This window comes from Wolbachia endosymbiont (group A) of Crataerina pallida (assembly GCF_964028475.1).
Classification (GTDB): Bacteria; Pseudomonadota; Alphaproteobacteria; order Rickettsiales; family Anaplasmataceae; genus Wolbachia; species Wolbachia pipientis.
Genome location: NZ_OZ034785.1, coordinates 1,103,655 through 1,118,003, shown reverse-complemented (window position 1 = coordinate 1,118,003; position 14,349 = coordinate 1,103,655). Strand labels below are relative to the sequence as shown.

Sequence of the window (14,349 nt, the reverse complement as noted above, 5' to 3'; positions counted from 1 at the left end):
ATATTAAGATATAAGTAAAAATAGTTATATATTTAATACTTCTATACAGAATTTGTTTATCACTTCTTGATTGTCCTCTATCATTGCATTTGCTTCTTGCTGAAGAGATTTGATATTTTTTGATGTAATATTATCCATGTCAGCTGATGCTATTTTCAATTGTGATTGTATACGTATATATTTATCAGCTATAACTTGATTAAGTTGATAGTTTACTGCATCTAAACTTGAAGAAAACATCACATGTATTAGTGGTTTTATCCAGCCTATTTTTCCAAATCTCTTTGAATTGGCATACTCTATGCTTCTATCTGTTCTGCCAGTACCTATCGATAACAGTAGAATATCATCATTTGGAAATAACCTCTTACCACTTGCATATGCACAAGCCGCTGGATTATTTGCAAATACCCCGCCATCCACTAATACTCTGTCTATCTGATCGATTTTTAGATGTTTTGGTATGAAATAAGTGGGCGCTGCAGTTGTAGCTCTGAGTGCATCCTTTAACTTGACAAAATCTCTATCTTCTTTCCAATTCTTAAAAAAGAAAGGACGATTGTTATGAATATCATAACTGGTAAGCAGTACATTACTTAAGGTGCTTTGTAAAGTATCATCACCAAAATATTTATCCAATACAAATTCAATATTTTTATGTGGGTATTGTGCGCAATTAAGCCAAGAAAATATTGATCTTCTCAAAAATGAAGATTTAAAAATATATGACCCGTATTTTTGGTAAAATTCAACTAAATCATTGGCTGAATATTGAGGGTTTCCTTGTTTATCTTTTTTACATAATCCTGCTATAACAATTCCACCGGTTGAGGTTCCTGCCATTAAGTGAAAGATTTCAGCTACTCTCTTTCTTGTTCTTTTTTCTATTTCTGCTAGAATGATGGATGGTATTATGCCCCTTATGCCTCCGCCGTCAACTGAAAGGATGTATTTTTTCATGATTAGATATTTATTAATTCTGTTAACTTGCTCACTTTTATCAGGTTGTGTTTCTTGTCCAAGTACTACTGTATGTTTCACTCCTGGGGAAAATTGCACCAATCTAATAATTGATTCCGTAGAGCATGCTAAAGGGTCTGTGTTGGTTCAAGCATACCAATTTACCTCAAAGCCTATTGCTGAGTCCTTGATTCAAGCCAAAAAACGAGGTGTAGAAGTTAAGATAATTCTTGATAAGTCGCAAATTCATTCAAAATATAGTGTCATCAATGAGTTATTCGAGCAAGGTATTAAGATTTATATTGATTTCAAATCAGCAATCGCTCACAATAAAGTCATGATTATTGATAACCAAAAAATCATAACTGGGTCTTTCAATTTTTCTGATGCCGCACAGAAAAAAAACGCTGAGAATCTACTAATTATAACAGGAGATCCTCCATTAGTCGAGCAATACATCAAAAACTGGAAGGATCGTCAATCTCAATCTGATGTTTACACACCAAAAGTAGAAGAATAATTACTTGTACTTCAAATTAGCTTTGAATTCATCTAATTCCTCAGAAAGATTTTTTACCCTTTCCTCAAGCACTAACACTTTTTCCATTAAACCATATTCAATAAGTTTATCGTGAAATTGTACCCTTGAGTCTAGCTTGGATAACCACCATATCAATGCTACGGTTTGGATTAATATGGTAATAATTACTGTAATTGGGATTTTTTTTAGCATATTTTTTACTGGTTATAAAATAATTGCAAATTACTGATAAAAGAAGAAATATGTTCAGTTTCTATATTTTGCTGTGGTAGTCACTATTTGAATTCGTATTGCTCTTCTGCAGATCCTTATGACTCCAATATATCTTTGATATTATTTGCTATCTTTGAGCGAGCCTTCTGCATTGGAAAGTAGTTTTATTACTTCTCTGTATTGCTTGTTTTTATCTTTATTACGTTCTTCTGATATTACAGCCATGCTTCTAGGTGTTCTTCCATCTTTAGCTACAACACTAGGATCTGCTCCTTTGTCTAATAAAAATTTAACAATTTCCAAACGTCCTTGATCTGCAGCATAATGCAGCGGTGTCCATCCCTCATACCCCCCAGAAGCGCCTATATCAGCTCCTTTTTGCACTAGAAAATCCACAACTTCTAAACAACCTGCTTCTGAAGCATAATGTAATGCTGTTAATTTAGGAACCTGCACATTAACATCTAATAGATTTTCTACCAAAAGTTTTACAACCTCTAAGTTACAATTTTCAGAAGCAATTTGTAGTACTATTTTATAATTACTCACAGCTTTACTCTTTGTATAGCAACATGTAACAACAACACATATAATTGTTATCATAAGCCATAGAAAATTTATCTTATTCTTTATGTTCTTACTTATTTTATTCATGTCTAACATTTTTTTAGAATTAAATAATCATTTGCTTAAGTTTCATTTAAATAGCTTTGCTCACTTTTGCCTCTACTATAGTTTGATATCCTCTATTATTCAGAATATGTTCTGCCCTGCTGATTACCCATTCACCTTCAATTTCCTGACAAAATCCTGAAAGGCTGATCTTAGCTTCTGCAAATAATTCTGGATTACCAGGAACAGTTACATTTAAACTTGATGTACTACGTTTTAGTTGTTTTAACTTGGCTGCTGCTGCACTAATTGCTGATTCTGCGGTAGAGTAAAGCGTTTGCAAGGTATAACTTGGGCCCTCATTTCCCACTTTCTCTTCTATAGTTTCTCCCTTTTCATAACTGTGCCATTTTGCAATAACAGATCCATATTTGTTACGCACATTAAAATTTACCTCCCAATTTATAATATCTTTAGGTGTTAATACTGTTGTACCTAACATCTTTCCAGTCGCTGATCTTGCTTCTCCCTTTGGAATAAAAATTATATATCCTCCTGCTGGTTTTACTAACGCATCATATTTTTTGCCTAATCCTTCCAAAAAACTCATGTCGCTTTCTTCTGCTTGAATGGTATGTGGTATAAATATATTTTCAAATCTTTCAGCGACTTTACCTTCATACCCATGTTCTTGTGCTATTTCTTTAATCAAATCTCCCAAGGTAATGTCTTTCCATTCCTTTGATTTTCTTTCCTTTAATGATCCTCTTAAACTTGCAGCATCACATTTTATTCTTAAAGTTTGCGGTGGACTTTGTATTGTAATTTGATTTGCCTTATATACCCCCATAGGTAATAAACCTGTTTCTTTATATCCTAGAAAAACCTGTAAATTACCCTTAAGTTCTAAAGCGCTAGAGCTATAATTAATGCATATCTCAGCTTCGTCACTTGTAGTACCGGATCCATCAGTTACACGTAGTAATATTAAACTCTTTTTTAAAACCTCTGTTACTGGGTTATTTTTTGCTACTATATCAAAATCTGGTGTCATTCATCTAAAATATTTATAACAGATTCTTTCAGTATTTTTTGAATTTTAGGAAGCTTAATTCTTAATCCAGCGGGCAAAAAACTTCCATGTTCTGCAAGGCCTGGATTTTCAAGCAATACTTCCTCCACTGCTCCACTACTGTATCCATAATGTTTCCAGCAAATTTCATCTAACATTTCGTTTTCTTTCGTGTAATAATAAATCACTTACTGTAACCTTTTAACTTCAAAATAAACTCAACTTTTCTCGGGTTTCCATCAGGAAAAAATAATATCTGTTTTTCTTCTACATTAGTAATGACAAAATTTCCAAGTATATTTCCTGAATTATCAACCAGAACGTGCGGTTCTTGAGTATCGCGTATATTTTTTAGCTGTTCTAAGCCGTTACTCTGATAACGCGGATAAATCACTCCTGTCAGATCAATACATTCAATTCCTGAGCCAATGTTTTGTAGCAACGTTTTTTCAATACATTCAATTGTATACCACCTTTTTTCTTTACTGTATCTTAGGCTTATTGGTTCAAGCTTACATTTTCCAAGCAACATCAATGTAACTCTTCAACTATATCAAAAAGTGCCCCACGTGCTTGTTCTCTAAATCGTTCTATTACTGCATCAGCAACGCTGCGGACATCTTCAGACTTAATGTTGATATTAAACGTTTGATAGAATGCTTGGTTATATACTTTAGATTCCCTATTTTCATATCTACTTTTCTTGAATGCTTTCTCAACTTCTTCTTGTTCTATAGCTCTTTTTTCTTCTATAACACCTTTAACTTTAAAACTCTCAAAATTGCCTTTACTATTTTCTGAAAATTGTTTAATAGCACTATTACTTGTCAATTGGTTTCCGTTACTGAAAATGCTATTTTTAGAAAGCTTATTAACAACGTTTCCATTATTTTCAAATTTTCTAATCGGGCTATTCTCAGCAAATATGCTACTAACTGTATTTCCCATCCATGAAAAAGCTTTTCCTATAGGTTCAATGAGTGATTTCCAAAAGCTAGAGAAAAAGTCTTTCACTTTTTGCCAGTTAGTTAGAACATAAGCTGCACCAGTAACAAGACTCGCTATTAAAAGTCCAATTGGGTTAGTCATTACAGCTAGTGTTATTGCTCTTAGCCCTGTTATTACTGCAGGAAAAACTATACTTGATAAAGATGAAAATGTTGTCAGTATCGTTGCTTTAAGACCAAAAATTGTACTTCCTAATAAAGTAATTCCATAGCCTACTCCCACTACTAAGACTTTCAAACTTATCAAGGCTGCTAAAGTACTCATGATTGCTGTAGTTAAAGTTGGATATTTTTCTGCAAAAGAAGCTATACGCTCTGTTATTGCTTTCAAACTTCCAGCTACATAATTTAAAGTAGGTAACATTACTGACCCTAGATTCATGCCAGCTTCAAATACTGCATTTTTAAGTAATTGTAATTTATTAGCTGTAGTATTTGCCCGATTGTTAAATTCGTCCTGCATTGAAGCGTTATATTTTTCTTTATCAGCTAAATGTTCAATAGCTTTCTTGTAAATGTCTAAGCTTCCTACTAAAAGAGCAATGTCATCTTGAAACCCAGCGCCAAATAGATTCATAAGAATACCGGCACGCTCTTGGTCATCTATTTTTTTTAAAGTTTCAAGAAATTGCAATATTGCCTCTTGAGGATTTTTTTTAATAGTTTGTTCGAGCTCTTCTATACTTGTTCCCATCTCATCTAATGCATCGTGAAATTCAGGACTTTGCTCTCTTGCGGTCTGTAATTTACTAAGAAAGTTATTTATAGCAGTTGCTGCTTTTTCGGGTTGTTTACCTAAACTTATGAACGCACTTGCTAAGCTACTTGCTTGATCAATTTCTAAACCAAACTGTTTAGCATTACCACCAATTCTATTCAGTGTAAGAACCATTTCCTTAGCTTTGGCAGCAGTATTATCTGAAAGATGGTTTATTATGTTACCTACATTTTCCATGCCATCAACTTTAATTCCGTAGACATTGGATATTTTCGCAATAGCATTACCAGCTTCTTCTGCCGACATATCAAACGCTGTGGTCATTTTGGCAACTACTGTTGTAAACTTTATAAGATCATTTTTGTCAATACCAAGTTGACCACCACTTGCAGCTATTTGTGCTAATTCTGCAGCTGACAAGGGTATTTCACGAGACAACTTTTTGAGCTCTTGAGCAAATTTATTAGCTTCATCTTTTTTACTATCAAACCTTACTACTTTCTTTACATCAGCCATAGCCGATTCAAAATCAATTGCAACTTTAACTGGAGCTGCAAGCGTTAATCCAAGCCCAATTGTTTCTATTATTTGTGACTTAAAATGTGCTTTGCTTGCTAAAAAACTTTGGTGACTACGTATTGCAGATCCAAGCTTACCATACTTACCTTTTAATACTTCAATAGAAGAGCCAAGTTTATGTTGGTCACTTACTAAGTACTTAATATTTCTTCCACTTTTTCTTACTTCTTCATTAAATGAATGCAAAGCATCTCTCTTTTTCAAATATGCTTCTTTTGCTTTTATTGCAGAGGTTTTGGCCTTGTCAAATTCTGCTTTTAAAGTTTTGCTCGGTTTCTCTATTGCCTTCATTTGTTTAGCTAAAGATTTTACTTGATCTTCAAAGCCTTTCCATGACCTCTTGCTAGTCAAAACATCATGACCTAACTGCTTAAACTTTGATACTGATTTTAAAGATGAGTCAAGCTTTCTTATATTCTCACCAAGATGAGTAAGTTGACTGCTACTTCCTTTTATTACAGTACTGAAACTGCCATCTAGGACTGCTCCAATTTTTATAGATAACGTTGACATTGTACCTTCCTCGCTGCTTCATTCCATAGGATAAATTCATTAATTTCCATTTCAAGTATTTGCTCAACCCCGCCCCCTACAACAGAGCTGAACATTAATACTTCTGACCTCAAGTCCTTTGAATAATTGGTGAAAAAAAATCCTTTAATACTTCCTGCACTTTCACATAATCAGCAATATCTAACTCTTCAATCGCTTCTTTTGCAACTGATGTCAAATTGGCAGTCAAAGTTACTTCCTTATTTAGGTCACTACCATTAATGCGTTCTATTGCCAAATAGTCTCTAACTTTTGGACGTCTAATGGTAAGTTCTGAGACAGAAATTCCATCAACTGGTATTGGATTATCAAGTTTTACTGTTGTCATACTTTTTCCTAAAAAATAAAATTCTAAAATCTTTTTAAAACTAAACCTAAACACCTAAAACCGTTTGCAGCAAGGCCATCTGATCAACACCATTTATCTTTCTAATCATATTTTCAGCATCGATTTCTATTAATTCATTACCACCTATCGTAAGTTTGTAGTAATGAGCAGCTACAGTACACTTCAGCGTTGCTTTTTCAGCAGGTTTCCAGCTACCAAAATCAAATTCTTTGAATATTCCCCCTAAATTGATTATTACTGCTTCAATATCATTACTTCCACTTCCTTGCATTCCACCACGAAGCGTCAAAGCTACTGAATTTCCATTTATCAACCCAAATAGCCGAAAGAGCTCTGTATCGTATTCAGAAAAAGTGAAATCTGCTTCAAGCTTTTCCATGCCCATGTCAATATTTATTGGAATATCCATACCACCAGCACGGTACTCTTCTGTTTTTATGGTAAGCTTTGGTAGCGTTATCTCATCGATTTTTCCTGCATAACCACGACCATCTACAAATACGTTAAAATTTCTCAGTATTTTCGGTAACACTTTGCTTTCTCCTAACTTATATTTACGAGATGAGATTTGAATGTTATTTGTTCTGCCGGATATGGTGGTGTAAACTCAAAGTCAAAATATACTTTTCCGCTTGCGATGTTTGCTGGTGTGTTTAATTCTGAAGTTGCGTAACATTTTCCGCTGATAATCGCTCCTTGTGCTTTTAAGCTTGCCAGATAGGAATTCACCCCCTCAATTACATCATCTATATAAGTTTTGGTGATATTGCGATCAACTGCCCATAAATGAGCTCGAAGTAAACTATCATTAATTAAATCTGCAGTCCTTCTCACTGACAGAAAAGCCCATTTTGAGTCACTTGAACATGTTCTATTTCCCCAAAGCCTATAGCCATTTTGATGAATTATCGTTGTTACTTCATTTTCATTCAAGTGGTTTGCTCTACAATTTATATTACCGAGCGTAAAATCAATAGGCCTGCTTGTTCCAACAATACCATTTATCTCTTTATTTGAAGGTGAGTGCCAAAATCCTTGTTCGCTATCTATTTTTGCTATTAAACCAGCCACAAATGAACTTGGAGGCAAAATTTCTTCTTTTCCTTCAGTAAATACCTTAACCCAAGGATCAACGATGTAAACTCTTGAGCTGCCTACACCTTTTCTCCACTTGATTGCTTCTTCATCATTGGTATTTGGTCCATCTGCTACTATTATGCTCCTCAGCTTTTCTGCTACTCCTATCAAAGCTGCTACTACTGGGTTTTTAGATTCAGGCAATTGATGAGTAAACTGAGGCGCAATTAATATTCTTGGTGCAACATGAACTATACTTTCACTACTGAGGAATGCCTCTATCCCTTGATACTCTCCAGTCTCTTTATCAACACCGCCAATTATATTTTTCAGCGTCTCTTCTTCTTTTAATTTTGGATCGCTGTTTTCACTTTCTTTAACTCGAATAACTACTACTGTTGCACCAATTTGTGTAAAGATAGAGCTTACTGCTTGTGGAAGGGTACCTGTTTTACCAAGCTTCGCAGCCTCTTTTAAGCTTCCTGCTCTCAGTACTGGTTTTTATTCAGTGGAAATTTTTGCTCATCTGCTTCAGGAGCAGTACCAATTACACCTATCACTGATGATTTAGCTGTACGTACTGTCTTTGCTCCTGAGGTTACCTCAATAACATTTACTCCGTGTAAAAATTCTTCAGCCATTTCTTTGTATTTTTTTCCTGAAATCATCGAGCAAAGTCTGTAGCTCTACTTCACTTTTAGCTTCTGCAATTTTCTTCTTGGTAATGTCTTCCAACTCTTCACATTTAATTATTTCTTTTACTGCTTTTTTTGCTTTTTCTTCAATTATTCTTGCCATTTCAATAACTGTAATACCACGGACTTTTGCTAATGGTTCTATAATTTCTGTATCCTTTTTACTTATAGACTCTGGTGCTGCTAGAATGCTTTTTGCGGCTTTTTCTTGTATTTGATACGATTTAGCTTTTTGGTGAGAATTTCCAGCGTATTCGTTAGTATAGTTATTAAAATAAAAACGCACACTATCAAGTGCAGAAAGTTTCGCATTTTCCAATAATTCCAGCTCAATATCTTCCTTATTCCTTTCAACAATTTTCTCTCCTTCTGTTAAACAATAACTTTTTTGCCAGTCAAAATTCTTTGGTGCTTCATACCAATCATTTCCAGTTGGCTTGTTTTCAAGTGTTGTTGTTTCAATCTGCTTGTGGTTTTCAAAACGTATATAAATAGTCACAAATTCCTCCTCATTGCCATATTTGATCAGTTCGTTCTAACCCTGGACATTGCCAACCCCTGAGCGTCCTTTCCACATCTACCTCAAGCCCTGTGGTGAGAAAATTGCTACGTATGTTATAAATCCCCCACTGAATAAATTGACCATAGTTGTGTACATAATTTGATGCAAGCATACCTTGACTAACTTGTGTTCTGGAATACAGATAAGATGATGTGTAAAGTAATATTGCAACTGTTTTTCCTGCTGGAATCTCCACATTACCAGATCCGGCTAACTTGCTATCAGAACTCGTGTATTGGTAAACATTTTTCCATACTATTTTTGAAATACTTGATTTATTAGAATTAGTATTATCAGGAGTTCCCACAAATAATCCTGCTCCCCCATACTCCGTACTCGAATACGATGATCCAACAAATTCCATTGTCTTATTTATGTTCACATTGGTTGTATTTTTTACAAATACTACTCCAAGTGCAGCATACGGGTAATAGTATATCTCATCATAACTACCCGAAAAACTTTTTGTGCATGACTCTCCGTAAATAAATGTTCCTTTACTTCCCTCTATAAAACTTAGTTGTCTTGGCCGATAAAAACTAACGTAATCTGTATTGTACGTATGGCTACCTGCTAGTAGTTGTAACATATAGTCGGTTTTTGTTATATCACTACTCCACTTTCCAAGCTCTGTTGTAAAAGTTCCGTGGCCAAAATAATTATTTTTTCTGCCAAGTACACCAAATAAGAAAGGTAATGCTCCAGGTTCAACCATGTTGCGCTTTCTTATTTCTTGTGTAAGCGACACTTTCAGCTCATCATCTCTAGTTTTTATCTCATTAAGGATGTTTTCAATTCGAGTTTCTATTTCCCCAATAATTGATGAGCCAGTGGTAACAGCACGAAAATCTTCTACTAAACCTTTAAGACCATCTTTATGACTGTTACTAATGCTATTTATTGCTGCAATATTGGCATTCTTTCTCGTATCAAGTAGCGATAAATTTGTTGTTCCTTTTTCATCAATTCTCTTTAATAACTGCTTCTCTGATTCAGAGATCACTGCTAAAGAACTAGCTTTTTTATTATCCAGATCAGTTAAGTGTTTTTTTGCACTATCAAGAAGTTCTTTTAGCTTACCATCAGTCATCTGTACAATTTCAGAAACTGCACTTTTGTCGACTATTGATTCCAATGCTTTAGCAAGATATGCTAATTGATCTGGTGTACTGTTTTCTGCTAAATCCTTAAGCCTCTTTTGTAGTGCATCAATTATCTCTTTTACCTCAGTCATCTGCACAATGTCAGCAATAGCTTTTTTATCTGCTATCAATTCCAGCGATTTTGCAAGATATGCCAGTTGATCAGGTGTGCTGTTTGCTGCTAAATCCTTTATCCTTTGGTATATTGCTTCTTTCATTTCCAAAAATTTAAAAAAGTCTCAAAATTAAACCGCTCAAAATTACTCTTAAGTTGATTATGCTCATCTTCTCTTTCGGTAATATCTTCATCTATTTTCTTAATTGTGGTACGGATACGAACAACATCTTGCACAGCAATGTTTTCTGGATGAGGCAAAGAGTATCCTCTACTTGTTTTATCATCTGACATTCTGCTAAGTGATAATGATTCGTAGATTTTTGACTTTTGGACGATAGACAACCGTTCCACTTAAAACCAATTTTATCCTTGTATCATTACCATTAAAATTTGATAGCACATGAGTTCTCTCTACCAAATTTTCTCCAATTGGTTTTCCTGATGTTAAATTTACTAATTGCCAATCCACGTTTTTTTGTACATATGCTTTAACATCTGCAGTGCCAGGTATCAGCGCATCATATGTTATGGTAATCTTAGTGTTAGCCCCTGCTGTAATGCTTCTCGTTACATAATCTCCGGACTCTGAAAGATTACCTAGAACTAGCTGTAACCCTGGATATAGCACTGGACTTTTTTCTTTTGACCCTTTTAAATTTGCCTTTACTGTTAACTTTCCAGATAGTCTTTCACGCAGCGCGAGCGACAAGTTATCAGATAGAAAATTTTCTTTTCCCTCTTCATCTGTCAGAATAAATTCTACATTGGTATCAAATGCTACTTTTTCGACGTTCGTCAAAACAATTAAATCTGAAGTATTGGTTGCTGTAACTTTGCCAAGATCAATAACATAAGAATTTTCGCTAAATTTTGCAGCTAGTAGTCGAAACGTTAAATCTAAATTTTGATGTGGAGTCCAGGTGCTTGCATTGCTTGATGACAGTAATACTCCTACTTGATATGGCTGGCTTGTTACCCAACGGCTATTTACTGCATCATATTTGCCAAGTTCTGCTATTTTTACCGCAGTACCAGGATCATCAGTAAGTAGCACTATTGCATACTCCTCTCCTGCATGGCAAAACACTGGCGACCATTCTATACGTGTTGCTATGCCATCTACTTTTATATCTTTCGGCTCAATATAGCTTTCAGCAATAACAGTCTGCGAGGGCATTCCCACTGCTGTTTCCCGAATCTGAACAACAACACGTTTTTTGCCTTTATTTACAAACCATAGCTCCACGCCTCCTATGTGCCTACTTTCATTTAGCGTAAATGTTTGCGCTAATGGATCAACTCGTCTTGCTGCGATCACTCTTCTTCTTTCTTCTATGGTAATAGTTTTTTTACCAGTATAAGTTGTCTCTCCATAGCTTCCTTTATCCCCATAAAACTGTACTAATTTAGTACCCGCTGGAATATTTGCTGGGATTTTTATTTTTCCACTTATTTGTCCTTGATTGTTAGCTCTTTTTTCCACTTTTTTTTCCCTCTATGCCACGGGTTGAATGACGATGCCATCGAATTTTATTTCTTTAAGTTTCTCACCAACCGAAAAACCTTCGATCTCAAAATCTTGTACTGCTTCTCTCATAAATTCAGCTTCATATGAATTACTTGACAATAGCTCTGTTGTTTCTCTAGTATTAAATTCTCTTGTCACTGGACTTGACCAATTTGTTTTTACCTCTGTCCAGTGATCGATGTTTTTGTTCATGGTAACTTTTGCCGGTACTGGATCGAAAGCTTGATAAGGATTAATCCTTTCACTTTTAGTCTGTAAAAGCTGTTCAAGTACCGGCTCAAGTTCATACGGCAAAAGATACGGTTCTTTGCCTCTTTCAACATCAATAATTTCCACGTCTATCGGTAAAATTAGTTCCTTATTTACTATTGCTGCAGATTGTCCTATTCCCTGATCACGCATATCATCATCAAAGAAGGGATCGACAAATACTCCTTTTTTGGTGGTAGGTTCTCTTGAATTTGCATCATTGCGTAAACGCTCCTGTGCAACAAGTGCATAAAGATCATTTATTCCTTTTTTCATTGCTTCAAGCTCATTCATCGGTACAGCATGAATAGCATTATTCACTATTTTTACCCCTTCGCCTTTTTTCCACGTCTGATGAATGTAGCAGAGCAAAAGTTGTCCACTAGGCGCTCTAGGCATTGATGGTCGCCAAGGGTGAGAAATTCCTTTTATTCTCCTTACCACCCCTTTGCTATCGATAGTAATTAAATCAAAGCGGGGCATTTTCCAGGTATAATCTATCAAAACCAAGCTGTTATCAACTGCTCCTTTTACTTTACACCCCTGCTCACTTATATCCTCAGGGCTTACATGAGTGCGACAGCGGTAAGTTATTTGATAACTACTTCCAGGAGCTGGTTCTTTGCCGGGTAATGACCAATCAATATTTCCTGCGTTTAGTTTATAATCTACACTATTTTCATAAATAACATTACCTTGTTTAATTTGAATAATTTCAAGTACTGCAGAGTCAGGTATTGGATCAACAGCTCCTGAATATGAACCATGAGTAATGGTAATGGTTTTTTGAACAGTTATATCTACTTTTTTAATTTCACTTATTGGAAAATCATTAACCTTCAGTTCCATTACTCTTTGGCTATTTGGCTGAAAAGTATGTGGTTCTGATTCAACTGATTTTATATCTGGATCTTCATCAAAAGAAATGCGAATACTGTGAGGTAACTCAATTTCATAACCATCAACATGAGCTTTGCCCTCATTAATTACAAATATTTTTTTTCCTCCTTCCCCCTCTTCCTTTTGCAGGAACATTACTTCAAGGCCATTTACAACGTAGGAACCATTTGCCTCTTTGTCATAACGAGCAAGAGCAGTAGTTACTATATTTGCTTGTGGTGGCGGTGAATGTTCTATCAATACTCCATTTTCAATATTGTAAATTGGGTAAAATTCGCCATTTGTAGAGTTAACAGTAACACTTTCTACTTGGTATCCCCAAATGGTGGAAACTTTAAGCCTTGCTGCCCCTACTTCTTGATAATTACGTGTACCAACAGCAGGATCACGAAGATTTTCGTCCTCAAGTTCTGTAATCGTAGATTCTAGATAATAAACACCGATACGCACTGTGGTACTCAGTGGAATAACAAACTCTTTTGCTTCTACTTTTCTAACTGCTCCACGAAGATAGATTTTTCCTGACTCAAGAGTAACTTTACCAGTTTCTCTATCTATAATACAATTGCTTCCTGTTATAACATCACCATCACGAAATATTGCATCGCCTATGCCTTTAAGCTTAGAGAGAGCATACTCCTGAGTCTCGTTTAATTCTGCAGACTGTAGACCTCTTCCTGCTAGAAACAAGCTTTTTTCGTATTCTTTGTCAGGATTAAAGCGGTTATAATAGCTATTTAAGGTCATCTTTTTTCTCTTTTTCTAAAATGTCACTACAAACGAAAAAGTTTCCCTGGTTGCTGAAGTCCTAATGAGCGGTACTGTATGTTCTAAAACTAATAAGATCCCTGGGTCTTCTATATCTTGTGGTTCAAAATACCTTTGTCCAGGAGGCAATTTTTCTTTTACCCTTGTACCAACCATAACTCCTAGTTCCCTTATCACTTGATTTGCTGCATCCGTGAAATCGAAAGTAAATTTAAGGTACAAATTATTGGTTGGTACATTTGAGGACCTAAACCTCCCTGTTGGAGTCAAAAGCTCTCCATTCTCATCACCTGTGCAAAAGAGAACCTCATCTGCAGTACGTCTGCCAAGTTCATTGAGCAGCTTTTCAGAAGTTATCAGCTCTGGTGGTGTGCTTTCACTATACTCTACAGTAACTTTATCACTTACTGGAATAGAGCTATTTTCCGTAAGTTTTATTACACCAGTACTGCCATTAACTGTATAGTCAATACTTGGCTGATAAGTTGTTTGCCCTGTAAAAACCTTCACATCTTTAATAGGTTGACGATCAAAAATAGGTTGATGATCAAATTTTATTTCACCCTTAACGAAAGTTTTTTCTACTTTGTGGCTACTTCCAGAGCTTGAATCACCACTTCCCCAAGCAAGATGGATAGATTGCTTTTTGATGCTGGCTGCTATTGCTGCTCTTCCTGACTGTGTGAGAATTGACATTTTTAATTAAG

At 35.3% G+C, this 14,349-nt stretch carries 16 protein-coding genes and 1 pseudogene; 1 reads left to right on the top strand and 16 read right to left on the bottom strand.

Features of this window, described 5'->3' with window-relative positions:
* Window positions 1-24 precede the first annotated feature (24 nt).
* On the bottom strand, window positions 25-960 hold the full coding sequence (locus ABWU55_RS05460) for a patatin-like phospholipase family protein (RefSeq protein WP_353286225.1): 936 nt from the start codon (window positions 958-960) through the stop codon (window positions 25-27).
* Between ABWU55_RS05460 and ABWU55_RS05455 the strand changes: the two genes are divergently transcribed.
* The gene (locus tag ABWU55_RS05455) at window positions 959-1,480 is read left to right on the top strand and encodes a phospholipase D family protein (RefSeq protein WP_353286224.1); all 522 of its coding nucleotides are present in this window, start codon (window positions 959-961) and stop codon (window positions 1,478-1,480) included. The genes ABWU55_RS05460 and ABWU55_RS05455 overlap by 2 nt on opposite strands.
* On the opposite strand, the gene ABWU55_RS05450 is transcribed toward ABWU55_RS05455, so the two are convergent.
* The 15 genes and pseudogenes from ABWU55_RS05450 to ABWU55_RS05380 form a co-directional block, all read right to left on the bottom strand.
* On the bottom strand, window positions 1,481-1,693 hold the full coding sequence (locus ABWU55_RS05450; protein WP_353286223.1) for a hypothetical protein: 213 nt from the start codon (window positions 1,691-1,693) through the stop codon (window positions 1,481-1,483).
* A 141-nt stretch (window positions 1,694-1,834) separates the two neighbouring features.
* Entirely contained in the window at window positions 1,835-2,263 is a 429-nt protein-coding gene (locus tag ABWU55_RS05445) for an ankyrin repeat domain-containing protein (RefSeq protein WP_353286222.1), read from the bottom strand.
* A 151-nt stretch (window positions 2,264-2,414) separates the two neighbouring features.
* Entirely contained in the window at window positions 2,415-3,380 is a 966-nt protein-coding gene (locus ABWU55_RS05440; RefSeq protein WP_353286221.1) for a phage late control D family protein, read from the bottom strand.
* Complete coding sequence (locus tag ABWU55_RS05435; RefSeq protein ID WP_265038503.1) at window positions 3,377-3,556, bottom strand: tail protein X; 180 nt, start codon at window positions 3,554-3,556, stop codon at window positions 3,377-3,379. Before ABWU55_RS05435 ends, ABWU55_RS05440 begins: the two co-directional genes overlap by 4 nt.
* Window positions 3,557-3,582: 26 nt before the next feature.
* Window positions 3,583-3,930: a phage tail protein gene (locus tag ABWU55_RS05430; RefSeq protein ID WP_353286220.1), complete on the bottom strand. Its 348-nt coding sequence runs from the start codon at window positions 3,928-3,930 to the stop codon at window positions 3,583-3,585.
* Window positions 3,930-6,215, bottom strand: a complete 2,286-nt coding sequence (locus ABWU55_RS05425; protein WP_353286219.1) for a phage tail tape measure protein — start codon at window positions 6,213-6,215, stop codon at window positions 3,930-3,932. The genes ABWU55_RS05430 and ABWU55_RS05425 overlap by 1 nt, the downstream gene beginning before the upstream one ends.
* Window positions 6,216-6,324: 109 nt before the next feature.
* Window positions 6,325-6,582 carry a phage tail assembly protein gene (locus ABWU55_RS05420; protein ID WP_353286218.1) on the bottom strand — a complete coding sequence of 86 codons (258 nt, stop codon included), beginning with the start codon at window positions 6,580-6,582 and terminating at the stop codon, window positions 6,325-6,327.
* A 46-nt stretch (window positions 6,583-6,628) separates the two neighbouring features.
* Window positions 6,629-7,135, bottom strand: a complete 507-nt coding sequence (locus ABWU55_RS05415) for a phage major tail tube protein (RefSeq protein WP_353286217.1) — start codon at window positions 7,133-7,135, stop codon at window positions 6,629-6,631.
* A gap of 11 nt (window positions 7,136-7,146) precedes the next feature.
* Window positions 7,147-8,321: pseudogene (locus tag ABWU55_RS05410) on the bottom strand (phage tail sheath subtilisin-like domain-containing protein).
* Window positions 8,314-8,874: a hypothetical protein gene (locus ABWU55_RS05405; RefSeq protein ID WP_265017958.1), complete on the bottom strand. Its 561-nt coding sequence runs from the start codon at window positions 8,872-8,874 to the stop codon at window positions 8,314-8,316. Before ABWU55_RS05405 ends, ABWU55_RS05410 begins: the two are co-directional and overlap by 8 nt.
* Before the next feature lie 10 nt (window positions 8,875-8,884).
* Window positions 8,885-10,297, bottom strand: a complete 1,413-nt coding sequence (locus tag ABWU55_RS05400) for a hypothetical protein (RefSeq protein ID WP_353286216.1) — start codon at window positions 10,295-10,297, stop codon at window positions 8,885-8,887.
* Window positions 10,294-10,488: a hypothetical protein gene (locus tag ABWU55_RS05395; RefSeq protein ID WP_015589010.1), complete on the bottom strand. Its 195-nt coding sequence runs from the start codon at window positions 10,486-10,488 to the stop codon at window positions 10,294-10,296. The genes ABWU55_RS05400 and ABWU55_RS05395 overlap by 4 nt, the downstream gene beginning before the upstream one ends.
* A 4-nt stretch (window positions 10,489-10,492) precedes the next feature.
* Window positions 10,493-11,680: a hypothetical protein gene (locus tag ABWU55_RS05390; RefSeq protein ID WP_353286215.1), complete on the bottom strand. Its 1,188-nt coding sequence runs from the start codon at window positions 11,678-11,680 to the stop codon at window positions 10,493-10,495.
* 12 nt (window positions 11,681-11,692) lie between these two features.
* Window positions 11,693-13,621: a DUF4815 domain-containing protein gene (locus ABWU55_RS05385; RefSeq protein ID WP_353286214.1), complete on the bottom strand. Its 1,929-nt coding sequence runs from the start codon at window positions 13,619-13,621 to the stop codon at window positions 11,693-11,695.
* Window positions 13,622-13,636: 15 nt separating this feature from the next.
* On the bottom strand, window positions 13,637-14,338 hold the full coding sequence (locus ABWU55_RS05380; RefSeq protein WP_353286213.1) for a hypothetical protein: 702 nt from the start codon (window positions 14,336-14,338) through the stop codon (window positions 13,637-13,639).
* Window positions 14,339-14,349: the final 11 nt, after the last annotated feature.

Bases quoted from the DNA above. Each gene is read 5' to 3' on its own strand.
- ABWU55_RS05455 (WP_353286224.1), top strand. From the start codon at position 959: ATGATTAGATATTTATTAATTCTGTTAACTTGCTCACTTTTATCAGGT.
- ABWU55_RS05460 (WP_353286225.1), bottom strand. From the start codon at position 960: ATGAAAAAATACATCCTTTCAGTTGACGGCGGAGGCATAAGGGGCATA.
- ABWU55_RS05450 (WP_353286223.1), bottom strand. From the start codon at position 1,693: ATGCTAAAAAAAATCCCAATTACAGTAATTATTACCATATTAATCCAA.
- ABWU55_RS05440 (WP_353286221.1), bottom strand. From the start codon at position 3,380: ATGACACCAGATTTTGATATAGTAGCAAAAAATAACCCAGTAACAGAG.
- ABWU55_RS05435 (WP_265038503.1), bottom strand. From the start codon at position 3,556: ATGTTAGATGAAATTTGCTGGAAACATTATGGATACAGTAGTGGAGCA.
- ABWU55_RS05430 (WP_353286220.1), bottom strand. From the start codon at position 3,930: ATGTTGCTTGGAAAATGTAAGCTTGAACCAATAAGCCTAAGATACAGT.
- ABWU55_RS05425 (WP_353286219.1), bottom strand. From the start codon at position 6,215: ATGTCAACGTTATCTATAAAAATTGGAGCAGTCCTAGATGGCAGTTTC.
- ABWU55_RS05420 (WP_353286218.1), bottom strand. From the start codon at position 6,582: ATGACAACAGTAAAACTTGATAATCCAATACCAGTTGATGGAATTTCT.
- ABWU55_RS05400 (WP_353286216.1), bottom strand. From the start codon at position 10,297: ATGAAAGAAGCAATATACCAAAGGATAAAGGATTTAGCAGCAAACAGC.
- ABWU55_RS05395 (WP_015589010.1), bottom strand. From the start codon at position 10,488: ATGTCAGATGATAAAACAAGTAGAGGATACTCTTTGCCTCATCCAGAA.
- ABWU55_RS05385 (WP_353286214.1), bottom strand. From the start codon at position 13,621: ATGACCTTAAATAGCTATTATAACCGCTTTAATCCTGACAAAGAATAC.
- ABWU55_RS05380 (WP_353286213.1), bottom strand. From the start codon at position 14,338: ATGTCAATTCTCACACAGTCAGGAAGAGCAGCAATAGCAGCCAGCATC.